This window comes from Streptomyces sp. SGAir0957, from assembly GCF_043523415.1.
Genome location: NZ_CP027293.1, coordinates 650,382 through 673,222 on the forward strand (window position 1 = coordinate 650,382; position 22,841 = coordinate 673,222).

20 protein-coding genes, 1 pseudogene and 1 riboswitch are annotated in these 22,841 nt (G+C 72.5%); of the genes and pseudogenes, 9 read left to right on the forward strand and 12 right to left on the reverse strand.

Features of this window, described 5'->3' with window-relative positions; genetic code table 11:
- Positions 1-111: 111 nt before the first annotated feature.
- Positions 112-1,014, reverse strand: coding sequence for a phosphotransferase family protein (locus tag C1N81_RS08030; RefSeq protein WP_394428013.1), 903 nt, complete (start codon positions 1,012-1,014; stop codon positions 112-114).
- Positions 1,015-1,173: 159 nt separating this feature from the next.
- A complete protein-coding gene (locus C1N81_RS08035) occupies positions 1,174-2,097 on the reverse strand; it encodes a phosphorothioated DNA-binding restriction endonuclease (RefSeq protein WP_394437798.1) in 924 nt (307 codons plus the stop codon).
- 83 nt (positions 2,098-2,180) lie between these two features.
- On the opposite strand from C1N81_RS08035, the gene C1N81_RS08040 reads away from it, so the two are divergent.
- Positions 2,181-2,558 (forward strand): hypothetical protein, encoded by a 378-nt coding sequence (locus C1N81_RS08040; RefSeq protein WP_394428014.1) that lies wholly within the window; start codon positions 2,181-2,183, stop codon positions 2,556-2,558.
- Between the two features lie 92 nt (positions 2,559-2,650).
- Here C1N81_RS08040 and C1N81_RS08045 read toward each other — a convergent pair whose 3' ends face one another.
- The gene (locus C1N81_RS08045; protein ID WP_394428015.1) at positions 2,651-3,331 is read right to left on the reverse strand and encodes an Lsr2 family DNA-binding protein; all 681 of its coding nucleotides are present in this window, start codon (positions 3,329-3,331) and stop codon (positions 2,651-2,653) included.
- Positions 3,332-3,506: 175 nt separating this feature from the next.
- Here C1N81_RS08045 and C1N81_RS08050 point away from each other — a divergent pair, with 175 nt between their 5' ends.
- Positions 3,507-5,480 (forward strand): NAD-binding protein, encoded by a 1,974-nt coding sequence (locus C1N81_RS08050; RefSeq protein ID WP_394428016.1) that lies wholly within the window; start codon positions 3,507-3,509, stop codon positions 5,478-5,480.
- A gap of 69 nt (positions 5,481-5,549) precedes the next feature.
- Here the strand turns inward: C1N81_RS08050 and C1N81_RS08055 are convergent.
- Positions 5,550-5,669 (reverse strand): annotated as a pseudogene (locus C1N81_RS08055) (tRNA (adenosine(37)-N6)-threonylcarbamoyltransferase complex transferase subunit TsaD); the annotation flags it as partial.
- 53 nt (positions 5,670-5,722) lie between these two features.
- Between C1N81_RS08055 and C1N81_RS08060 the strand changes: the two are divergent.
- Together C1N81_RS08060 and metE are read left to right on the forward strand one after the other, a co-directional pair.
- Positions 5,723-6,607, forward strand: a complete 885-nt coding sequence (locus C1N81_RS08060) for an alpha/beta fold hydrolase (RefSeq protein WP_394428017.1) — start codon at positions 5,723-5,725, stop codon at positions 6,605-6,607.
- A 20-nt stretch (positions 6,608-6,627) separates the two neighbouring features.
- Positions 6,628-6,854: riboswitch (cobalamin riboswitch) on the forward strand.
- Positions 6,855-7,020: 166 nt separating this feature from the next.
- On the forward strand, positions 7,021-9,357 hold the full coding sequence (gene metE, locus C1N81_RS08065) for a 5-methyltetrahydropteroyltriglutamate--homocysteine S-methyltransferase (RefSeq protein ID WP_394428018.1): 2,337 nt from the start codon (positions 7,021-7,023) through the stop codon (positions 9,355-9,357).
- A gap of 96 nt (positions 9,358-9,453) precedes the next feature.
- Here the strand turns inward: metE and C1N81_RS08070 are convergent, their stop codons facing one another.
- Together C1N81_RS08070 and C1N81_RS08075 are read right to left on the reverse strand one after the other, a co-directional pair.
- Entirely contained in the window at positions 9,454-10,146 is a 693-nt protein-coding gene (locus C1N81_RS08070; RefSeq protein WP_394428019.1) for a (2Fe-2S)-binding protein, read from the reverse strand.
- Positions 10,146-11,093, reverse strand: coding sequence for a DUF389 domain-containing protein (locus C1N81_RS08075; protein WP_394428020.1), 948 nt, complete (start codon positions 11,091-11,093; stop codon positions 10,146-10,148). The genes C1N81_RS08070 and C1N81_RS08075 overlap by 1 nt, the downstream gene beginning before the upstream one ends.
- Before the next feature lie 185 nt (positions 11,094-11,278).
- On the opposite strand from C1N81_RS08075, the gene C1N81_RS08080 reads away from it, so the two are divergent.
- The 3 genes from C1N81_RS08080 to C1N81_RS08090 are packed head-to-tail and all read left to right on the forward strand — an operon-like array spanning position 11,279 to position 13,183.
- Positions 11,279-12,523: a baeRF2 domain-containing protein gene (locus C1N81_RS08080; protein ID WP_394428021.1), complete on the forward strand. Its 1,245-nt coding sequence runs from the start codon at positions 11,279-11,281 to the stop codon at positions 12,521-12,523.
- Between the two features lie 28 nt (positions 12,524-12,551).
- Positions 12,552-12,956: a DUF2795 domain-containing protein gene (locus C1N81_RS08085; RefSeq protein ID WP_394428022.1), complete on the forward strand. Its 405-nt coding sequence runs from the start codon at positions 12,552-12,554 to the stop codon at positions 12,954-12,956.
- A gap of 32 nt (positions 12,957-12,988) precedes the next feature.
- Complete coding sequence (locus C1N81_RS08090) at positions 12,989-13,183, forward strand: DUF2795 domain-containing protein (protein ID WP_394428023.1); 195 nt, start codon at positions 12,989-12,991, stop codon at positions 13,181-13,183.
- Positions 13,184-13,354: 171 nt separating this feature from the next.
- On the opposite strand, the gene manD is transcribed toward C1N81_RS08090, so the two are convergent.
- The 3 genes from manD to C1N81_RS08105 form a co-directional block, all read right to left on the reverse strand.
- A complete protein-coding gene (gene manD / locus C1N81_RS08095) occupies positions 13,355-14,596 on the reverse strand; it encodes a D-mannonate dehydratase ManD (protein ID WP_394437799.1) in 1,242 nt (413 codons plus the stop codon).
- 213 nt (positions 14,597-14,809) lie between these two features.
- Positions 14,810-15,847: a hypothetical protein gene (locus tag C1N81_RS08100; protein WP_394428024.1), complete on the reverse strand. Its 1,038-nt coding sequence runs from the start codon at positions 15,845-15,847 to the stop codon at positions 14,810-14,812.
- Between the two features lie 79 nt (positions 15,848-15,926).
- Positions 15,927-16,640, reverse strand: coding sequence for a methyltransferase domain-containing protein (locus C1N81_RS08105; protein WP_394428025.1), 714 nt, complete (start codon positions 16,638-16,640; stop codon positions 15,927-15,929).
- 191 nt (positions 16,641-16,831) lie between these two features.
- Here C1N81_RS08105 and C1N81_RS08110 point away from each other — a divergent pair, with 191 nt between their 5' ends.
- Complete coding sequence (locus C1N81_RS08110) at positions 16,832-17,314, forward strand: DUF6153 family protein (RefSeq protein WP_394428026.1); 483 nt, start codon at positions 16,832-16,834, stop codon at positions 17,312-17,314.
- 130 nt (positions 17,315-17,444) lie between these two features.
- Positions 17,445-18,065 (forward strand): DUF305 domain-containing protein, encoded by a 621-nt coding sequence (locus tag C1N81_RS08115; protein ID WP_394428027.1) that lies wholly within the window; start codon positions 17,445-17,447, stop codon positions 18,063-18,065.
- Positions 18,066-18,078: 13 nt separating this feature from the next.
- Here the strand turns inward: C1N81_RS08115 and C1N81_RS08120 are convergent, their stop codons facing one another.
- From C1N81_RS08120 to C1N81_RS08130, 3 genes are read right to left on the reverse strand one after another with little or no spacing between them, the layout of a single operon-like run.
- Entirely contained in the window at positions 18,079-20,862 is a 2,784-nt protein-coding gene (locus tag C1N81_RS08120; protein ID WP_394428028.1) for a hypothetical protein, read from the reverse strand.
- A 3-nt stretch (positions 20,863-20,865) separates the two neighbouring features.
- Positions 20,866-21,858, reverse strand: a complete 993-nt coding sequence (locus tag C1N81_RS08125; protein ID WP_394428029.1) for a hypothetical protein — start codon at positions 21,856-21,858, stop codon at positions 20,866-20,868.
- Complete coding sequence (locus tag C1N81_RS08130; RefSeq protein ID WP_394428030.1) at positions 21,855-22,766, reverse strand: hypothetical protein; 912 nt, start codon at positions 22,764-22,766, stop codon at positions 21,855-21,857. Before C1N81_RS08130 ends, C1N81_RS08125 begins: the two co-directional genes overlap by 4 nt.
- Positions 22,767-22,841: the final 75 nt, after the last annotated feature.

Consider the following 22,841-nt stretch of genomic DNA (forward strand, 5'->3'; position numbering starts at 1 on the left):
GAGCGGCCGGAGCGGCCGCTCACTGATGGGCGCCGCCGGTGGGCGACGGACCGGACACACGGGTCACAGGGAAGACTTCGGCCGTCCCGAGAACTCATCGGCGCCCTCCGCTCAGCCCCAGAGGTCCATCAGCGCGGCGACATAGGCGTCCAGCCGCTCCTCCACCACGCGCGTCGTCAGTTCGCCCCGCCCGGCCTCCCGCCAGCCCCGCGACACCGGCCGCACCTCCTCCGATGAGGCCAGCGCGTCACGGACCAGCCAGTACAGTCGTCGGCCCGGGTCGGCGGCCGGCTCCCCGCCCGCCTCCTCGTACGCCTCGGAGAACCGCAGGCCCCACTCCGGACCGTGCAGCAGGGCCAGAGCGGCGGCGCAGTGCGCCACATCGAGGTCCGCCGGACCCCAGGACGCCGCCGCCCAGTCGACGACGCCGGTGATCCCGGCCGCCGCCGGCCCGGACGACGGGACGTCGAACAGCACGTTGCCGGGCTGGAAGTCCCGGTGCAGGAAGCGGCCCTCGTAGGGCGGTGCGGGCCTGCGGATCACGTCGATCGCCGCGGCCCAGGTGCGCGTGTCGGCGCCGCGCGGAGTCACGACGGTGTCGGCCCTCGTCAGGGCCACATACGGGCGGGGCCGCTCGGCGGGGCGCACCGCGTGGATCGCCACGAGCTGCCGGGCCAGCAGGGCGACACGGTGCTCCACCCCCTCGTCGCCGAGCACCGTCCGCCCCGGCAGATGGGTCATGAGGAGCGACGGGTACTCGCACTGCGCCGCGCTCGGGTCCAGAGCGACCAGCTCAGGGGCGGGCACACCGGTTCCCGGCAGGAGGGTGAGGGCGGCGGCCTCCCGGCCCAGCCAGTCCTCGGCGTATTCCTGGCCGACGAAGGTCCGCAGCACGAGGTTCCGGGTCCCGCCGTCCCGACCGCCGATGGTCAGCCTGCGCATCTCCGCGGTGATGCCGCCGTGCAACGGCACCGCCTCGACGACCCGCTCCCCGGGCTCCAGTTGCCTGCTCACCCACGCATGTGTCCTCGGCCGGACACCCGGCGCTCCGTCGCGCTCGATCACCGGGCCAGGTCATCATCCGGACGCGGACGCATGCAAAGGCTTTTCTCGCGCTGCCTGACGGGTGGCGGGCCGCGCATCACGGGGCCCGCGCATCAAGGGGCCTGCGCATCAAGCCGCTTGCGCACCGGGCCGCTTGAAGACCTGGAGGCCGTGCCAGACGACGAACTCGGTGTCCACCGGCGGGCGGCCCGGCTGCGGCGCCGTCACGGTCCGACCGTGCAAGGTGTGCAGTGACTGACCGGCCGCACTCCGCGCCACGTACAACGGGGACACCTGGATGCGCAGGTCGGGCAGGAGCCCGAGCACACCGAGATCGAAGAGGGTGTGGTGCAGGGAGCACAGGGCCAGGCCGTTGTGCGGCTCGTCCGGGCCGCCCTGGCTGTGCCACCGGACGTGCGCCGCCTCCAGGCCGACCGGGTTCCGCCCGAGGGCGCCGTCATAACCGCAGAAGGCGCAGGCATACGCGTAGGCCCGCAGCACCTCCTCGGCGAACCCGGCCCGGCGCCTGCGCCGTGTCCGCTCGGCGGGGCTGCGCGTCGTGCCGTCCGGCGCGACGAGATCCAGCCCGACGGCATCACAGATGGACGCCTCCAGGGCCGGGGTGAAGTGCCGCTCCAGGAGCAGCCGCGCCGCCGCGGCAAGGATCTCCGGGTCGGCAAGCAGCCGCTCCACCTCGGGCCGCAGCCGCCCGTGCGCGCCTGCTCTCCGCAGCGACGTCCCGCGCTCCGGGACCTCCCGGCCGATCTCGGCGCCCGTCGCGTCCCTGAGATCCCACAGCACACGCTCCAGGTGCACGAACGGCATCGCCGCCCGCTCGCGCGCCCGCGCCGGGCTGGTCACCGGGGGCCCGAAGTCATTGACCAGCCGGCTGACCGGCTCCTCGGCCTCGTCGTACGTCACGGCCGTACTGCCCGTCCCCACGAACCGCCCCAGCAGCCACAGCAGAAGCAACGGCTTGTGCGGCGCCCGCCGCCCCCCGACCTGCGCCCGCCGCAACCCGGCCAGCGCGCCGAGGAGTTCGTCTCGCGTCATCACGGGGCCAGCCTGCCAGGGCCGGGGCGAGCTTTCGACGGCCGAGGCGGGACACCCGGGCGTCCGCGAGGCAGAATCGCCGCATGACAAAACTGCCGGTACGGTCGGGCCGCCCTTCTTCCCATGGTTCGGTGCTGTCGTTGTGGTCGCAGGACTCGGTGTTGTCGATCGGCTCCGTGGGTTCGGTGCTCTCCATCGGGTCCGTCGGCTCGGCGCTGTCGGTCGGGTCCATCGGGAGCGCGTTGTCGGCCGGTTCGATCGGTTCCGCGCTGTCGCTGATCTCGACCGGGTCGTGGCTGAGTACGGGGTCCCTGTTCTCGGCGCATTCACGGTGGTCGGTGATGTCCTGGAAGTCGTCCCACAAGGCCCTGGCCGCGGGAGCGGTGGGAGCGGTCGGCGCCGGGACCGCGGCTGCCCTGCTGCTGGTCCAGTCGCTGCACAGGACGGGCCGACGCGGCTGAGGTGCCGTCATGGTGTGCGGAATAGGACGCCGCACGCACCTTCTCCGCGACGTCCGGGGCGAGGGTGGCCGGTGACCGAACCCGGGGACGGGTCAGGCGTCCTCGTGCGCCTGCTCCCACGCCTCCCACACCGCGGCCGGGATGCGTCCGCGCATAGGGACGGTGAAGCCGTTCGCCCGGCCCCAGGCGCGGACGGCGGCCCCGTCGAGCTGCGGCTTCACCGGCGGAAGCGGCGGATACCACTGATCGAGGTCCGAGGGCCTGAACCCGACGCCGCCCCTCAGGAGGCCATCGGGGAATTGCGGAACCGCTGTCTCTCCGCCCAGGACGGACACCAGGAACTCCGTCAGGTTCCCCGCGAAGTGGAACCAGCGGGGTCCACGTGCTTCGTTGACGACGATCGTCCACGCGTCCGGCGTCTCCCCCGGGCCGGTCACCCAGAACAGTTGCTCACCGTTGTCAGTGCTACCGCAGGGCAGGAGCAGCGCCGCGTCGACGGGGGCCGGACAGATGCCCCGCTTCTGGTCGGTCCTCATCTGCTCGCGCAGCCGGTCGACGGCGGGGCCCACGAGGTTGACGTGGACGGAGGTGTGCCGAGGGTCGTGGACCCAGAGGAAGCCGATGAAGCAGCCGGGGTCGTAGGTGGCGGTGAGGTGTTTGTAGTCGCCGGGAAGCGGGGTGCCGAGGGCGGCCTCCACACGGGCCCAGTCCACCGGTTGCTGCTTCGGCCGCGGCGGGGGGCAGAGTTCCTTGAGGCGATCGAGAGGGCTCATTCGTTCCTGTTCCTGTGCAGAGGTGATCCCGGAGTCTGACGCGTCCGCGGGCCCGGCGGTCCGGTCGCGTACAGGATGCCCCGGCCACCCGCCCCGTGAAGAACGCGTGCCGCGCCGCGGGCGGCCACCCCCACCTGCTGGTCCCGCCGCCGGAACCGTCCGCTTGACTGGTTCCATGGACACGCTGCCCCGCCAACCCCAACGGCCCGCGCCCGGACGGCACATGATCGTGTGCGGTGACGACGCGCTGGCCGAACGTCTCGCCGCCGAGCTGCGCACCGTCTATGCCGAGCGGGTCACCGTCGTCCTGGCGACCGGCCCCGGCGACGAGACGTCGTCCGGGCCGGCCGTGCGGGCGCATGTCCGTTCGGCCACCCTGCTGAACCGTGTCCAGAACCTCCTCAACCGCACACCCGACCGCGCGCCCGACGCCGAGCCGGACCCCGCGGACGACCCCGTGCACGTCCTCCAGGCCCCCGTGCTCGACGAACAGGCGCTCACGGAGGCGGGGGTCACCGAGGCCAGCGCGCTCGCGCTCGTCCATGACGACGACGAGACCAACATCCGTGCCGCGCTCACCGCCCGCCGCCTCAACCCGCGGCTCCGCCTGGTCATCCGCCTCTACAACCGCAGCCTCGGCCAGCACCTCGCCGCCCTCCTCGACCAGGCCGCCGCCCTCTCCACGCCCGGCCTCGACCCGGCCGCCCGGGACACCTCCACCACCGTCCTGTCCGACGCCGACACCGCCGCCCCCGCGCTCGCCGCCACCGCCGTGGCGGGCACCAGCAAGGTCATCCAGGCGGACGGTCTGCTCCTGCGCGCCGTGGAGCGGACCCCGCCCCGGCACGGCGCGACGGCCGACCCGGGACTCGCCACCCTCGCCCTGCTCTCCACCACCACCAACGACCCCGCCGGATCCGACAGTTCGGAGACGGACGGCGGCGACAGCCCGCTGCTCCTGCCCGACGAACGGGCCGTCGAGGACGCCGCGGGGCGTGGCACGATCGTCCTCCAGGCCGTGGCGCCCACCACGGGCGGCGGCTCGTCCCGCAGCGTCAAAGCCCGGACGATGCAGCTGGGTTCGCTGTTCTCGCGCCGCCTGCGCTGGTCCCTGTTCGGCCTGGCCGTCAGCGTCCTCGGCCTCGCCATCGCCACCTGGGCCACCGGCGACCACATCCACCCGCTGCACGCCGGGTACCTGACCCTGCTCGACCTGTTCGCCATCGACGATCCCGCGATCGGCGAGCCCACCGCCCGCAAGGTTCTGCAACTCCTCACCGGTTTCGCCGGGTTGCTGCTCCTTCCCGTGCTGCTCGCCGCCGTCCTCGAAGCCCTCGGTACCTTCCGCACCACCGCCACCCTGCGCCGCCCGCCGCGCGGCCTGTCCGGTCACATCGTGCTGCTCGGCCTCGGCAAGATCGGCTCCCGTGTCCTGGCCCGCCTGCGCGAGCTCGACATCCCCGTCGTCTGCATCGAGGAGGATCCGGACGCGCGCGGCATCCCGCTCGCGCGCCGCCTGCGCGTCCCGACCGTCATCGGCGACGTCACCGACGACGGCGTGCTGGAGGCCGCCAAGGTGCACCGCGCGCACTCCCTGCTCGCGCTGACGAGCATCGACGCCACGAACCTGGAGGCGGCCCTGTCGGCGCGGGCCCTCAAACCCGATCTGCGCGTGGTGCTCCGCCTGTACGACGACGCGTTCGCCGCCGCCGTCTACCGCACCCTGCGCGCCGCCCACCCGCGCGCCCTGACCCGTAGCCGGAGCGTTTCCACGCTCGCCGCGCCCGCCTTCGCGGGGGCCATGATGGGGCGGCAGATCCTGGGCGCCATACCCGTCGAACGCAGCGTCCTGCTCTTCGCCGCCCTGGAGGTCGCCGGTCATCCGCATCTGGAGGGCCGCACCATCGCCGAGTCCTTCCGGCCGGGGCACTGGCGTGTCCTCGCCCTGGATCCGGCCGCCCCCGCGGACCGCCGCCCGGACCTCACCGCGTCCCCCGCGCACGACGCCTCCGGGGCCCAGACCACCGGGCTGGTCTGGAACCTCCCGCCCGGCTATGTCCTGCGCGCCCAGGACCGCGTCGTCCTCGCCACCACCCGCCAGGGTCTCGCCGAACTCCTCGGCCGCGTACCGTACCGGGCCAGATCCTGACCGCCGCCCCGAAGCCCGTAGGACGCCCGGCACCCCTATGGCGTCACGCGGCGCGCCGCCGACGTCTTCGACGTCCGCGGCCCGGCAGTGTTCCTCGGTGGGCGCCCGCACACGGGAGTTGGCCGCCACCCCGCCGACCACGATCAGCGTCCGCACGCCATGCTCGCGGCAGGCCCGCAGCGCCTTCCGCGGAGGCCGGGGTGGTGTGGTGAAGTCCGCGCCGCACCGGTAGTTTCTGCGCGGTGGATCTGACGGAGACGCACGGGTACGCCCTCATGACCGACACCGCCCGCCTGCACTGGGTCCGGCTGGACGACCCGACGCGGCGGGGTGGTGACGCACCCGCCGTGGTCCTGCTGCACGGCGGGCCCGGCCTGCCGGACTACCTGCACGACGTCGCCGTCATGCCGGCGGACCTCACACGTGTGTACCGCTACGACCAACGCGGCACGGGCAAGTCCCCCTGGCAGGGCCGTCACACCCTCGCACGGCACCTCGACGATCTCGCCGAACTCCTCGACCTCTGGGGCCTGCCCTCGGCCGTACTGATCGGCCACTCCTACGGCACCGACCTCGCCGCCCGCTTCTGCATGGCCCACCCGGACCGCGTGGCCGCGATGCTTCTCCTGTGCGGGCCGTTCGTCGGCGACTGGCGCGCGGCCGACCGGGCGGCGCGGGACCGGCGGATGACACCGGACCAGCGGGAACGCCTGTGCGCACTCCAGAACCTGACCCGCCGCACGGAGGAGCAGGAGACCGAGTTGCTGACGCTGTCCTGGTTCACCGACCACGCCGACCCCGAACGCGCCTGGGGCTGGGCCGCACAGGATGCCCGGCACCGGCGCCCGGTCAACTGGACGATGAACCGCGAACTCGGGGCGGAAGGACGCGCCGACCCGGTCGGGCAGCGCCTCGACGAACTGGCCGCGTGTCTGCCCCGGCAGCTGGAGATCCTCGGCGGCGCCGACGATCCCCGCCCGTTGTCCGCGCTCGCCTCGCTCGCCGCGCGCCTCGGTGCTCCGCTGACCCGGGTCGACGGCGCGGGACACGAGCCGTGGCTGGAGCGCCCCGCCGAGACCCGGGCGCATCTGCGGCGGTTCGTGCGGGCCGCGGCCGACCGGCAGTGACACACCCGTCGACAACGCCTAGGGTGACTCCCGCAGCTGGTTCGCCCTGTCAGCCAGGCAGGGCGTCGTAAGAGGGAACCCGGTGAAACTCCGGGACTGCCCCGCAGCGGTGAGTGGGAACGACCGCCGTCATACGCACTGGGCCTCGGGAAAGAGGTCTGGGAAGCGACGGCCAGTAGGTGTCCCGTCCGGCCTCGGACGGACGTGCTCACGAGTCCGAAGACCTGCCGACTGCCCGTGTGCGTACGACGCGCACACGGACATTCCGTGTGACCTCGTGGGCGGGTCGGCGTACATGTGCGGCGGACGGGACCGCGCCTTCGGCGCGCGGCATCGCCCCGCCGTCCGTGTCACTCCTTCGTGCCCAACGAGTCCCCGGGATCCAAGGGATACGTCTCTCGAAGGAGATCTCCGTGACCACCAGCACCGCCGCCGCGGCAGCTCGCGCCACCGCGCACGGCTACCCCCGCCAGGGCCAGGGCCGCGAACTGAAGAAGGCGGTCGAGGGGTACTGGAAGGGCCGCGTCACCGCCGACGCCCTCCGGGCCACCGCCGCCGACCTGCGCCGCGCCAACTGGCGGGAACTCGCCGACGCGGGCCTCACCGAAGTCCCCACCGGCGACTTCTCGTACTACGACCATGTCCTGGACACCACCGTCATGGTGGGCGCGGTCCCCGAGCGCCACCGGGCCGCCCTCGACGCCGACGCCCTGGACGGCTACTTCGCCATGGCCCGCGGCACCCAGGACGCCGCCCCGCTGGAGATGACCAAGTGGTTCGACACCAACTACCACTACCTCGTGCCCGAGTTGGGGCCCGGCACCGTCTTCGCCGCCGACTCCGCGAAGCAGGTCGCGGAGGTCGGGGAAGCCCTCGCCCTCGGCCTCGCGCCCCGGCCGGTGCTGGTCGGGCCGGTCACCTATCTCCTGCTCGCCAAGCCCGCGCCCGGCGTCGCCGCCGACTTCGACCCGCTCACCCTCCTCGACCGGCTGCTGCCCGTGTACGCCCAGGTCCTGGCCGACCTCCGGGCGGCGGGCGCCGCGTGGGTGCAGCTGGACGAACCCGCCCTGGTCCAGGACCGCACCCCGGCCGAGCTGAACGCCGCCGCCCGCGCCTACCGCGACCTCGGCGGCCTCACCGACCGGCCGAAGCTCCTGGTCGCGTCGTACTTCGACCGGCTCGGCGACGCGCTTCCGGTGCTCGCCAAGGCGCCGGTCGACGGGCTCGCCCTCGACTTCACCGGCCCGGCGGCCGCCAACCTGGACGCGCTCGCCGCCGTCGGCGGGCTGCCCGGCAAACGCCTCGTCGCCGGTGTCGTCGACGGCCGCAACATCTGGGTCAACGACCTGGAGAAGTCGCTCACCGTGCTCGGAACACTGCTCGGGCTCGCCGACCGGGTCGACGTCGCCACCTCCTGCTCGCTGCTGCACGTCCCGCTGGACGCGACGCTCGAACGCGACATCGACCCGCAGATCCGGCGCTGGCTGGCCTTCGCCCGGCAGAAGACCGCCGAGACCGCCGCGCTCGCCAAGGGGCTCGCCCTCGGCAGGGACGCGATCACCGCCGAACTGGCGGTCAACCGGGCCGCCCTGTCCTCCCGCGCCACCTCGCCGATCACCCGCGACCCGGCGGTGCGCGCCCGCGCCGCCGCCGTCACCGCGAGCGACACCCGCCGCGCCCAGGCGTACCCGGAGCGGGCCGCCGCCCAGCGCGCCCGCCTCCGCCTCCCGCTCCTGCCGACCACCACCATCGGCTCCTTCCCGCAGACGGCCGAACTGCGCGCCGCACGAGCCGACTTGCGCGCCGGACGTCTCGACACGGCGGGTTACGAGGAGCGCATCAGGACCGAGATCCGCGACGTGATCTCCTTCCAGGAGAAGACCGGCCTCGACGTCCTCGTGCACGGTGAACCCGAGCGCAACGACATGGTGCAGTACTTCGCCGAGCGGCTCACCGGCTACCTGGCGACGCAGCACGGCTGGGTCCAGTCCTACGGCACCCGGTACGTGCGTCCGCCGGTCCTGGCCGGCGACATCTCCCGGCCGGAGCCGATGACGGTGCGCTGGACCACGTACGCCCAGTCCCTCTCCGACCGGCCCGTCAAGGGCATGCTCACCGGGCCCGTCACCATGCTCGCCTGGTCCTTCGTCCGCGACGACCAGCCGCTCGGGGACACCGCGCGCCAAGTCGCCCTCGCCCTGCGCGACGAGGTCGACGACCTGGAGGCGAACGGCGCCTCCGTCATCCAGGTCGACGAACCCGCCCTGCGCGAGACCCTCCCGCTGCGCGCCGACGACCACGCCGCCTATCTGGCCTGGGCGACCGAGGCGTTCCGGCTCACCACCTCGGGTGTGCGCCCGGAGACACAGATCCACACGCACATGTGTTACGCCGAGTTCGGCGACATCGTGCAGGCCATCGACGATCTCGACGCCGACGTCATCAGCCTGGAGGCCGCCCGCTCCCATATGCAGGTCGCCCGTGAACTCGCCGGGCACGGCTACCCGCGCGAGGCGGGGCCCGGGGTCTACGACATCCACTCCCCCCGCGTCCCCGGCCGGGAGGAGGCGGCCGCCCTGCTGCGTACGGGGCTCGACGCCATCCCCGCCGAACGGCTGTGGGTCAACCCGGACTGCGGCCTGAAGACCCGGGGCTGGCCCGAGACACGTGTCTCGCTGGAGAACCTGGTCGCCGCCGCCCGCACCGTCCGCGGGGAACTGGAGCACCACGACGCCGACGGCGCCTCCTGACGGACCGGCCCTCCGGTGGCGATCCGTCGGGCCGGGCAGGCACGGACCGTGCCCGCCCGGCCCGACGGATCGCGCGTGACCTTCCGCTGTCGGCCGTCAGCGGCCCGTCAGACAGCAGTCGCCGCACTTCCCGCCGCCGGGCGCACGGTAGTAGAGGCAGCAACTGTTGCGCCGGAAGGACAGCCCCGGGCCGGTGACGCGGCCCGTGCCCGTGAGGCGCCCGGTGCCGAGCAGGGCGTGGGTCAGACGGGTCACCGCCGGGCCCGTTCCGGGGCGTGCCCGCAGCAGTACGGCCGCGGATCCGACGAGCGCGGAGGCGACGTTGCCGTCCAGGAGCCGGGGCGCGACCTTCACGTCGAAGGTGCTCTCCAGCGCCGCCAGCGGGCCGGCCACCTGCTCGTACACCGCCTCGACCACGTCGGGGAGTCGGAATGGGGCGACGAGGCGTCCTTCGGCGGCGCCCCGCAGGCGGATCGCCGAGCTGTCGTCGGCCCATTCCACGCGGCTCAGATCGAGCACGATGCCGTGCAGGACCGTGCACGCGAGGAGCGGTGACCAGAGCCGCGCGGCGAGCCCCAGGTGGGCGATGGACCAGCCGACACGTGCCTCGGTCGTCGTCGCGTACCTGCGGTTCACCTCACGGGCCCGCGCGGCGAAGCCCTCAGCGAACGACGGCGCCCCGGCGCCGTGCCCACCACCACCGGCAGGTAGGACGAAGAATCCGCCCAGTTCGGTGACGTCCCGGAGCGCGTCGTCCGCCGGGAGCGCGCGGGGCTCCGTCCCGGGCATCAGCGGCCGACCCGTTCCGCGGTCCGTGCACGCTGCCTGGCCCAGAGGAACTTCTGCGTCAGAAGGGTGAACGTGCCGGCCAGGACGATGCCCAGCAGGTTGAGCAGGAGCTGTTGCGAGGAGCCCCACGTCTGGGTCATGTCGCCGTAACTGAGGGCGACCGCGGCGTTCGCCGCCGCGGGCACGGTGGTCACCGAGATGGCCACCCCCACCAGCGCGCCCGACTTCGCCGACGTGAGGGAGAGCATGCCGGCCGCGCCCGCGAGCACCGCGACCACGAACGAGAACCAGTCCGGCGCGTAGACGAACCCCGTGTTCGGGCGCTCCGCCTCCAGCTGCCCCTTGGTGAACAGGCCCACCGCGTCCATGAAGGCGCTGAAGCCCACGGTCACCGCCATCGCGGCCGCGAACCCGACGAGCAGCGCGACCAGCGAGCGCAGGGCGAGGCGCGGGGCGCGCTGGACCAGGGCCGTGCAGACCCCGGCGAGCGGGCCGAACTCCGGGCCGACGGCCATGGCGCCCACGATCAGGATGGCGTTGTCCAGGACGACACCGCACGCCGCGATCATCGTGGCGACGAGGAGGAACGCCACGTAGGTGACGGTGAGCGTCGACTCCTCGTGGGTGGTCTCCTCCAGGTGTTCCCACAGCACGGCGTCCGCGCCCTCGCCGGGCGCCGCCTCCTCCGCCTGCTCCGCACGCCGCGAGAGGGACAGGTCGATGTCCTCGACGGCGATGGAGCCCGTCCGGTCGAGCCCCAACTTCCGCAGCCCGTCGATGAGTTCGTCACCGGCCTCCCGGGCGACGTCGCACATCACGACGTCCCCCGCCGGGTCACGGGCCGCCCCTGGCAGCAGAACCAGGTGTGTGGTGCCGACCGTGTCCTCGATCAGACGCACCACGGCGTCCGTCGTGCCCGCCGGGGTGATCAAACGCAGATGCAGCATCCGCGTACCGTAACCGGCCCCGCCCCGACGCCGGCCGTCGGCTGTGCGCGGGGGACGGCTCGCGGGCCCGACCGGTCGGCATTTCGTGAGGGTCTCCGGATTCCGGGAGGTTTCCTCGCGGCGCCCCGGGTACCCAGGCCCCATAAGGAGCGAAAAGGGTGAAGCGGGATGATCGAGGAGGAAACATGCATGTGTCATTTCTGGGGCCGCTCTTCGACCGCGCCGGCCCATGGGCCACGGTCTACTTCGATCCTGGCCAGAACGACGAGTCCGGGGCCAAGCGGCGCGAGCTGTCCGTACGCGAGGTGTGCAGGACGCTGGAGGAGCAGGGCACCGACGCCGCGACCGTGCGGGCCGTGGGCGACACCCTGACCGGCACGGCCGTCGCGGAGTACCCGACGGGCCGGGCCCTCTTCGCCGCCGACGGCGAGGTGGTCCTGAGTCACCGCCTCTCCCGCGCCCCGCAGGGCCAGCTCACCTTCTGGGGCCCGCTGCCCCGGCTGACGCCGCTGGTCGAGCTGTGCGGCCAGGACCCCGTCTGCCTCGTCGCGTACGTGGACCGCACCGGCGCCGACTTCGAACGGCGCGGCCCCGGCGGATCGCGGGACGTCGGCGGCGTCGAGGGGCAGCAGTGGCCCGTCCACCGCACGTCCAGCTCCGACTGGTCCGAACGGCACTTCCAGCTGAAGGTGGAGAACACCTGGGAGCAGAACGCCGCCGAGATCGCCGAGGCACTGGCCACGGCCTACGAGGAGTCCGGCGCCGAGCTGGTGGTCCTCGTGGGCGATCCGCGCGAACGGCACGCGGTGCACGAGAAGCTCCCGGAAGCCGTCCGCGAGGCCACGGTCGAGACCGAGCACGGCGGCCGTGCCGCGGGCTCCGACTCCTCAGCGCTCGAAGAGGCCGTCGAACGCGCCCGGAGCGAGCACACGAGCCGCCGCCTCCAGGCAGCCCTGGACCGCTTCCGCTCCGGCCGCGCGCGCAAGGACGACCGGCCGGAGAGCGCCGTCGAGGGTGTTCCGGCCGTCGTCGAGGCCGCGCGCGAGCACCGGATCGACACCTTGCTGCTGCGCCCCGACGGGCCCGACCTGGCCCGGGAGACCTGGGTGGGCCCAGGCCCCGACCAAGTGGCGGTACGGCGCAGCGATGCGCACACTTTGGGAGAGAGCGACCCGTACCCCGTACGCGCGGACGACGCCCTGCTGCGCTCGGCCGCCGTCACCGGAGCCGACGTGCTCGTCCTCCCCCTTCCCGACGACAACCCCTCCCTGTACGCCGACGCCGGCCACGAGGCGTCGGACGGCACGGACCGGACGGGAGGCCCGGCGGGCGCGGTCGTCACCGACATCCCGGTCGGCGGTATCGGCGCGCTGCTGCGCTGGACGTACGAGGTCACCGACGCGGCCGACGAGACCCGGAGCGACCAGTAACCCTTCGCACGAACCGAGGTGTGCACCCATGGAGCGAGGCAGCAACCAGGTCGGTCCCCGCAAGGACGACGAGATGAAACACGAACTGGAGGGGTATCTCCGGTCCGGTCAGCACACACACGTGGAGGAGGGCAACGACCCCGAGCCCCCGGCGGACGACGACATCCGCGTGGACCCCGGCGGACCCGTCCCCCCGCCCGGCGAGGCCCGCGACGAGGCCCGCGCGGAGGCCGACACCGAGTCCCTGCGCCTGGAGCTGGCGCGCCACCTCGAACGAGCCGCCTTTCCGGCCGACCGGCGGACCGTCCTGGACACCCTGCGGGCCCATCACGCGCCGGACTACGTCCTGGAGGCCGCGCGCCGCCTGCCGGACGGGACCACGTACACGAACGTCACCGAGATCGTCACCGCTGTCGAGGACGACCGTCCGTAGCAGCCCCCCACCACCAGCCCGAGGAGACCGCCATGGCGGACCTGAGCCCCATCGACCTGCAGAAGGCCCTCAAGGGCGCCGAGTACCCCACCAGCAAGGAGGACCTGGTGGAACTGGCCCGGAAGAACGGCGCGGACGACTCCGTCGTCTCGAAGCTCGACGACACCCGGCCGGACCGCTTCGACGGACCGGACGAGGTCCAGAAGGCGGTGTTCAAGAACGCGTAGCGACGCCCGATACGGGGCTGAGGCGCCTGCCGGGACGAGGTCCTGGCCGGGCGCCTTTCGCGCGCGAGAGAGCGATGTGCGTACACAGGCCCGGGGCCCGGCCCTCGTCGAGGTCGAGCGCGGCGCCGATCTGCCCGTTGCGCTCAGCTGACGCCACCGCTCCCCCGCCGGTCACCAGTCGTGCACCGTGCCGTCGCGCAACCTGTTCACCGGCAGGTACGCGGGGCGGTAGGCGAAGCGGGCGGCGGCCTCGTCGTCGTACTCCACACCCAGGCCGGGGGTGTCGCCGGGGTGCAGGAGACCGGCGGAGAAGCGGTACGACGTGCGGAAGACCTCCAGGGTCTCCGCCGAGTGGCGCATGAACTCCTGGATGCCGAAGTTGTGGATCGCCAGGTCCAGGTGGAGCGCGGCGGCCATGCCCACGGGCGAGATGTCGGTGGGGCCGTGCATCCCGGACTTCACACCGAACACGGCGGCGTGGTCGAGGAGTTTGCGCATACCGGTGACGCCACCGGCGTGGGTGACCGCCGAGCGCACGTAGTCGATGAGCCGCTCCGACAGGAGCGTCGTGTAGTCGTGCACGGAGTTGAAGACCTCGCCGATGGCGAGGGGCGTCGTGGTGTGCTCGCGGATGCGGCGCAGGGCCGCCTGGTCCTCCCCCGGGGTCGCGTCCTCCAGCCAGAACAGGTCATAGGGCTCCAGGTCCTTGCCGAGGCGGGCCGCCTGGATCGGCGTCATACGGTGGTGGCCGTCGTGCAGCAACGGCAGTTCGGGGCCGAACTCGTGGCGTACGGCTTCGAAGACGCGCGGCATGTGGCGCAGGTAGGCGCGGGTGTCCCAGATCTCCTCGGCGGGCCGTGCGGGCCCCTCCCCGGCACGGCGGGCGGGTTCGTAGTCGTAGCGCTCGCCCTGCCCGGCCGCGGAGGCGGCGACCCCGTAGACGGAGTCGAGGCCGGGGATGCCGCTCTGGACGCGGACGGCGCGGAAGCCCTCCTCCAGGTGCGCGCGTACGGAGTCGATGAGTTCGGGGATGTCGCGCCCCGAGGCGTGTCCGTAGGCGAGGGCGCCGGTGCGGGAGGCGCCGCCGAGCAGTTGGTACAGGGGCATGCCCGCGGCTTTGGCCTTGATGTCCCACAGGGCGGTGTCGACGGCGGCGACGGCTGCCATGGTGACCGGGCCGCGCCGCCAGTAGGCGCCGCGGTAGAGGTACTGCCAGGTGTCCTCGATGGCTCCGGCGTCACGGCCGGCCAGGAGCGGGGCTATGTGGTCGCGGAGGTAGGAGGCGACGGCCAGTTCGCGGCCGTTGAGGGTCGCGTCGCCGAGGCCGGTGAGGCCGTCGTCGGTGGTGATGCGAAGGGTGACGAAATTGCGGCCGGGGCTGGTGATGAGGGTGTCGACAGCTGTGATCTTCACAGGGTGCTCCTCGAACGGACGGGCCACGCCGGGCTGGTGGCCCGGCGCGGCTCGGTGCGGATCAGTGCGGATCGGTGCGGATCGGTGCGGATCGGTGCGGATCAGATTGCCCTGCGCCACTACGACGCCGTACGCGTCCAGAGATATCCCGGTCGACGGCCTCCCGTCAGCCATGCCGATCAATGCCCCTTGTGCGGGCGGACGGTTCCCCGGTCAGTCGGTGATGCCGGGGTTGCGCCGCAGGATCTCCTCGGTCGTCCGCCAGAGCCGGGGCAGGAAGCGGATCACCTCGTCGCAACGCTGGACGAGGTCGTGGGCGGAGTCGATGCCGAGGTCGGCGACCGCCGCGCGGAAGGCGGGGGCGCGGGCTTCGTGCAGCTCGGGCGCGTCGGCCGCCAGGATCGTGTGGCAGCGGGCGAACGTGGCGATGATCCAGAAGACGGCCGCGTGGTGGTCGCCCGCGTCGATGAGCCGCCGGCTGCCGTCGATCGCGATCGGCCGCGCGGCGGGCGTGATGTCGCTGCTGAAGAAGAACGGGGTCCGCGCCACTCGCGCGGCGGCGTCGAACGTCGCGGTGAGTTCGCTCAGATGGTGCTCGACACGCCGCGCCGACAGGTGCGAGCAGCCGAGAAGGCGCAGCAGCTCCGGGTACAGATCCGGGTGGCCGTACGCGGTGAGGACCTCGCGCGCGGCCACGTAGCGCACGCGGACGGTGGGGTTGCGCAGGGCGGCGACGAGAAGGACGTGGCAGGTCACGCCCGTGGGGAACAGCCAGGACAACACCTGCTCGTGGAACGGCGCGGAGGTGTCGAGCGCGGCGAGGCGGGACTCGATCCGGTGGCGCGCGTCCTGGCACCTGCGGCGGACCCAGGGCCGGGCCGCGAAGTGGTGCGCGACGTGTGCGTGCAGTCTGCGCAGTTCGCCGGTGGGGTCGTCGATGATCGCGTCGGTACGGAAGTTGCCGGCCAGGTGGTACGACGCCAGGACGGTGTCGGCGGACGCGATCTCTCTCCGGGGCAGGTAGCTCACTTCGAGCAGCGCGCCCTGGTGGCGGAGTTTTCCGGGCTTGGCCGGAGGGTCGTCCTCGGCGGTGACGACGAAGACGTCGACGTCCGAGGAGGGCTCCAGCTCCGCGTCGTCCGGCAGCCCGACGGTCGAGCCGCTGAAGTACGCGCCCCGGTAGCCGGCTTCGGGTCGGGCGTACCGGGCGACCCACTGCTCGGCGGCGGCACGCGCCGATCCGACCCGCACGGCTGCCCCTCCCCTCGCGACGACGTCCGCAAGGGTAGCGGCACGACGCAGGGGAAAGGGGCCGGGCCGGGCTCATGGGTCAGTGCTGCGCGCGGCGGGCCAGCAGGACCGAGTCCTCGGCCTCGACCGGGCCGCTGTCCCGCTTGAGCGTGCGGGAACGCTGCTCCACCAGGACGGGCTCGAAGTCGTCGGGGAGACCGGGAAGCAGCTCCTCGGCGAGGAACATCGCCTTGCGGTGGCTCTCGGAGAGCTGTGTGAACTCGTGGGACGGCGCGTGGCCGACGACCAGGAGCAGTCCGCCGGGCGCGACAGCCGTGGCGAGGCGCCGGGTCACGTCGACCATGCCGCCGTCCGGCGCGTGCAGATAGTGGCTGGTGACCAGCGCGAACGAGCGGCCCTCGGCATCGAAGGTCCGGGCGTCGACCTGCCACCAGTCGGCCCGGTCGGCGACCCCCGCCTGCTCCGCGTGGCGGGCCGCACGGGCGAGCCCCGCCGTCGAGAAGTCGGCCCCCGTCACCCGCCAGCCCTCCTTGGCCAGCCAGACGACGTCGCCGCCCTCCCCGCATCCGACATCGAGCGCGGTCCCGGGGGCGAGGTCGCGGGTGGCGGCGACCAGTTGCGGGTTGGGCTCGCCGCTCCAGAACCGCTCCTCGCCCGCGTACCGCTCGTCCCAGGCCGCCGGCTCGAACATGTCGGCGGCCGCCTGCTCGTCATGGGTGTCGCCATGGGTGTGGCCCTGGGTGTCGCCGTGTGTGTGGCCGTGCGTGTCGCCGTGCTCGTGGTGCCCCGTCATGTGCGACGCCTCCTGTTGCCGAGGGTGTCGTTCGGCACCCCTGCCGTCCGGTCCGGCGCGCTGCGCGCCGCGTGCTGCCGATGATGCACCGGCCCCGCGCCGAACGGCACACGAAGTTGCCGGTCCGGCAAACAGTCGGCTCCCCGGCGGGTGGGGGCGGCGCGTGCAGTTCCGGCCCGTACGATGGCCGCATGTCCCGCACCCACCGGCCGCCGAGTCACCGCCCCGCCGGGCGCGGCGTCGTGCTGCTGGTGCTCGCGGTGCTGGCCGGTGTGCTGGCGATGCACGGCCTTGCCCCCGGTCCGACACCGGCCATGGTTGGGGCGGCGGGCAGCGGTCATGGTGCGGTGATGATGACCCACAGGACGGCGGCTGACACCGCATCCGACAGCGTCCCCGACACGGCCGGTGTACCGGCCGGTGAGCCGGTCATGGAAGCCGCCGGGGCCTGTGCGCACGGAGCCGACGGTGGCTCCGGCGGCTCGGGACACGCACATCACGCGGACGCGACGTGCGCCGCGGCGGGTGTCGTCGCCGCCTACACCCCTCCCCCGCCGGCTCCCGCGGCAGGCGTCCCCTTGCCGACGCGCGTGCTGTCCGGCGTGGCGGCCGGGGCTCCCGTGGGCGGGCGCGCACCGCCCGACCTTGCCGAACTGCAACTCCTGCGGATCTAGGACGGCCCGCACGGCACCTCGCGCCCCGGCCCTGCCCGGGCGGGCGGACGCGGTGTCGCGCTCCGGTCACGTTCTCTTCCGCCTCGACGCATGCCCGTAGCAGGGCCGCGTATCAAGGAGTCGCACCATCATGAGTCACACCATCATGAGTCACACCGTCATGAGCAAGAACCTCATCCGCCGCTCGGCCCTCGGCGCCGTCGCGGGCGCCACCGCCCTCGTACTCGCCGCGTGCGGATCGGGCGACGACACCCCGGCCTCCCCGGCGCAGCACAACACCGCCGACGTCGCCTTCGCCACCGGGATGATCCCCCACCACCGTCAGGCCGTCGAGATGGCCGGCCTCGCTCCCTCGCGGGCCGGGTCCGCCGAGGTCAAGAAGGTGGCGAGCGAGATCGAGAAGGCTCAGGCCCCGGAGATCAGGACACTGTCCGGCTGGCTCACGTCATGGGGCGAGCGGGTCCCCTCCGCAGGAGCCATGAACCACTCCACGCACGACATGAATGACATGAATGACATGAACGGCATGATGACCGCCGCCGACATGGGGAGCCTGAAGTCGGCGTCCGGCGAGAAGTTCGACACCGCCTTCCTGAAGATGATGATCGAACATCACAAGGGCGCGGTGGCGATGGCGAAGACGGAGAAGGCCGAAGGCGCCTACCCCGGCGCCCAGAAGATGGCCGACTCCGTCATCACCTCCCAGTCCGCGGAGATCTCCCTGATGACCGGCCTGCTCGGCAAGAGCTGACCGGCCCGGACGGCTAGCCCGCGGGCATGTCGCCCGCGGGCGGCCGCTCGACGCCTCCGGCCAGGAAGTACAGGGCTTTGCGCAGGAACACGTACACGTCGTGGACGGCGTCCCTGGACTCCAGCCAGTAGTAGCCGACGAGCCCTTCGTCGCCGCCGGACTGCAGCATGGTGGTCGCCTGCCGCAGGTCCCTCTCGGTGACGTCGCGGATGGCGTCGGCGAGCAGTTCGTCGTCGTCCCTCTCGTAGGCGAGGACAAGGCGGCTCATCGCGGGAGGCAGCGCGGAGATCGTCGTGGCGGTGGCCGCCGCGAACTGTTCGAGCCACGTGCGCTGCGCGAACGGTGGCGGGCCCGGGGGCCGGTCCTGGTCGCGCAGGGACTTGAGCCGCAGGAAGGCGAGGACGCGGAGCGGTGGGGGCGCTTCCCGCAGCCCGGCGCTGTCGGGGTGTGCCTCCACCGCGCTGCTGAGATCGGCGGGGTCCGCGCCGGACGCGACGGCCTGCCCCATCAGCCCGGGGTCACGGGCGACCGCTTCGGCGACGAGGGCGCGCCGGATGAGCGCGGACGGTTCGTGGTGGGCCGCCCGCAGCAGCGCGTCGGCGTCGTCCGTGAAGAGGTGATGGCTGACGATCGCGCTGAAGCGGTCGAAGGCGTCGTGGCTGAACACGTCCGGCGACGCCTCGTGGCGTGCCAGTCTGGTGAGATCGTCCATGGTGCGCACGCGGTCCGCCGCCACCGCGCCCTGCTGCCGCTGACGCAGGATCACCGGAACCGGCAGGATGACGATGCCGATGACCGCCGCGAAGACCGGCAGGTAGGAGGGCACCGACAGCATCACGGCGACGTACGTGGCGACGGCGATCAGGAGGAGCGTGGCGCTGCCCAGCATCGCCAGTTCCTGATCGCGGCGCAGGCGTGCGCGTGCGGCCAGTTTCTTGATGTGTTCGTCGTGGAGCTGGACGATCTCCGCCACTTCGGCCTGCCTGCGGTGCGAGCGCCGCCGGTCGATCTCCTGCTCGAGGTGTTCGCGTTCCTGCAGCCACAGCAGGCGGAAGCGCTGCAGTTGTTCCCTCCACTGGGACACCGAGCGCTCTGTCGTGATCTGCTGGAAGCGGGTCGCCACGAGTTGCTCGTCCACGCTCCGCTGCTGGATCAGCGTCACCGTCTCCCGGCGCAGCCGCTCCAGCCGCTCGTCGAGCACATCGAGGTCGAGGTGGTCCGCCTCGGGAGCCGCCTCCGTCAGCGCCCGCTCCAGTTCGGCGGCGAACCCCCGGCTGCTGGCGGTGAGGACGTGCCCGGCCGCTTCGCGCAGCTTGTTCCGCACGTCGGGCGAGGAGTAGCCGACCACGACGAGGACGACGGCGGGCCGGTGCTGGCGCAGCGCGTGGATCTTCTCCATCTTGTGCGCGGCCCGCTTCGCCTCGTCCTGGGCGAAGACGGCCTGGACGACCTCGACAGCCAGGACCACCCGCTCGCCGCTCAGTACGGCGTACTCGATGTGCTGCCCGTCGACGACGTAGTCGGTGCGGAAGCGCCGGTTGGACTTGAGCAGGGCGTCCTCGACGGCACGGCGGACAGCGCTCTCGTCGGGTGCCCGGTCGCCGCCCGCCGAACTCAGTGCCGAGCGGACCGCGCCCCGGTCGATGGCCGCGGATCCCGGTGGCCATGCCCCGAAGACGACGTGGCTCGCCTGGAGGAAGCGCCGGATGTTGCCGCCGCTCTCCGCGAGGAGCTGGCGCACGGCGTCGGGCAGGAACGGGAACGTCCTGGGCTGCCCCGGCCCGGGCGGCCAGGGCGCCAGGTACGCGGCCAGGACGTCCTCCGCCTCGGCGACGGACAGCTCCGGCATGCAGATCTCCGAAGGTCCGAATCGCTGGCGCAGGTCCGGGGGCATCTCCTGCCACACCTGCTCCGCGACGGCGGCGACGACGAAGGCGTTCTCCTGCACCAGGTCCTCGACGACTCCGCGCAACAGCCCGGCGTTCGTTCCGTCGATGCGTCCGTCGGCCGTCCGCAGGAACGCCTCCATCTGGTCCATGGCCAGCGTGAACGGCCGGCCCGCCCTGCGGGCGAGCGTGGCCAGGACGTGGATGGCCTTCCGGATCTCGGACGGCTGGTCGATGGCGCCCGGTACGCCGAGCCGGTCCCGCTCCTCGTCGCTGACGTCCTCCGCGAGGAGCCAGCGGTGGGCCGCCTGCCGCAGGGCCGGGTTGGACAGACTGCGCAGGACCCGTTCGAAGGCGCCGTAACCGCCCTGGATGCGCCTGATGTCGAGCTCCACCCGGTCCGCCACGGCGGTGTAGGACAGTTCGTTGTCCCTGATGGCCTGCCTGACCAGGTGCGGGTTGTCGCGCAGCCGCCTGGTGTCCGCCGTCTCGCCGCCCTCGGGTGTGCGGGAGGCGACGAACTCGTCCATCGCGTACCCCGCGAAGGCCTGTTCGGCGAGGTCGGTCAGTTCGGAGAGCGTCCAGCGGGACATCAGCTTGCGGTAGAGCAGGAGCGGATCGGGGCCGTCGGCACGGACGTACATGACGATGCACGGCTTCACCGGTGGTCCGCCGGCGTGCGCCGTGGCCAGGGCGACGAGGAGGGTGTGTGTCTTCCCGCTGCCGTGCGGGCCGTGCAGCGCCACCGCCCGGCCGGCGGCCGGGTCCTGCACGTACCGGCGCTGGATCGACAGCAGGCGTTCGAGCGGGATGCGGGACAGCGAGGTCGGGAAGTCGTCGAGCCGGTACGCCGCCAGGGCGTCCAGCGTCATGGTGGCGTGCGGCGGGAAGGGGTTGCGGTCCGGAGGCATGGGTCACCTCCCCGCGAGCAGAAGCTCGTCGAGGTACGGGATGCGTGCGATCACTTCGTCGTTGCTGAACCGCAGCCGCGCGTCCGGCCAGCGCACGGGCTGGTCCACGTTGACCTTGCCCGTCAGCAGCAGCTCCATGAGGACGAGGACGCGCGCCACCGGACGGCGTTTCAGGGCGAAGGCGTCCTCCACCGCCTGTTGGTCGAAGGGCAGTTCTCCGCTGGCGTAGGTCTCCCAGCGCCTGACGATGACCTGGCGCGCTTCCGGTCCGTCGAGTTCTCCGAGCCGCACGACGCGCGAGGCATTGCTGTCCAGGGCCGAACCGAGGTTCTTGATGACGGCGTCGAGGTTGCCGACCGTGTCCTCGACGGTCGTGATCAGCAGCGAATCGACGTACTTCAGGCTCCTGTTGGCCAGGGCCAGGAGCTCCTGCTTCTTGACGTCCTCGAGGATCCCGGCGAGGGCCCAGCCCTTCGAGGCCAGGTCACCCGTGAGCTTGCGCAGGAACGTCTGCAGCGCGGCCGCGATGGCGGCGGGCTTCTTGTCCACCAGGGTGTTGAAGGCCTCCTCGGTGGCGGCACTGGGCTCGTAGTTCTTGTCGACCGCCTGCGGATAGAGGCCCAGGACCCAGTCCCACAGCGCCTCTTCCGCCGCGTAGTCCTCCATCCGGCCGTTGGCCACGATCAGCTTGGCCGGGTCGAAGCCGATGCCCGGTGCGCTCGCGCGGCCAATCGCCCACCGGTGGATCAGGTAGTTCGCCAGGGACGTCCGCCCCGTGCCGCTGCCCCCTTGGACGACCACGAGGGCCGGCTGCCGTGCGGCGGCCTGCTTCGCGACGAAGTCACCGATGTCCTCGGCGGTCTGCCATCCGTCGACGGGACACCACAGATCCAGGTCATTGCAGTCCTTCCTCGGATCCAGTTCGCGCCGCGCGTAGGGAAAGCCCCGCAGCTCGTAGGCGGCGATGGCTGTCTCGATCATCAATGTGCTGGTCATCCGTCTCCCCCGTGGTCGCCCTGTGGAACGATCACCACCGCGTCGCTCGCGGGTTCCCAGCGCCAAGGGCGGTGGCACTGGGAAGGCGCCTCACGCGCCGGTGCTGTCGCGGGCAGTACGAGCAGCGGCTGCGCCAGGGTCCCGCCGATGGCTGTCGCCTCCTGTCCGTTCCGTACCGGGCACGAAGGACGTTCGTGCCCGCCCCGTGGATAGACGCGGACATGGAGAGGGCCGGTGATCGCCGCCGCGGTCGCCTCGGCCTCCGGCGCCGGGGTCATCCTCGCGGCGGTCACTCCGGAGAGCGCGGCGGCGACGACACCGGTGACGGTGGCGACGAGCAGCCGCTTCCGTATCCTGGCGTACTGTTCCTCGGCCTGAATGAATTCCGCGCAGAGAATCAGGTCCCGGACACCCTCTTGCAGATCCGCGAGGTTTCGTTGTTCGGCGTCCACTGTTCGCCGATTGTCCGGTGTGCGCTGCGCCTCGAACGCCTTTTGTGCTTCCCGGATACGTTTCCGTGCCTCGACGACATGATTCTCGAAGGCTTCTATGCTCCCGTACGTGGCGACTGTGGCCGGCGTGTATTTCTCCACCTTGTCGCGCAGGAGGTCGTCGCGTATCCCGGGACTCCCGCTCTCCATCAGCCGGGGCAACAGGGCACGCACGTCCGGCAGGCCGCCACTGATCATCTGCGCTGCGGCGTGCACGGCGACCGTCGCCGCGCACACGGGAATCGCCGCCAGCAGGACGGGGACCGGCCAATAGTCGGACGCGGCGACCTTTTCGATATTCGTGAAGGAAAGCCCGGAGAAGAGGATCACTCCGGCACCGGCGAAGATGGCCGCGACCCACTTCGCGGTTTCCCGAAGCGCCGCGGCACGAGCCGCATAGTTCCCGGAGTCGGTCATCCCCCCGCCCCGCCCCTCCTGAAAGCGCCGTGACATGGCGCTGCGACGAGCGTAGTTGGCGGAAGCGCGGCGGCG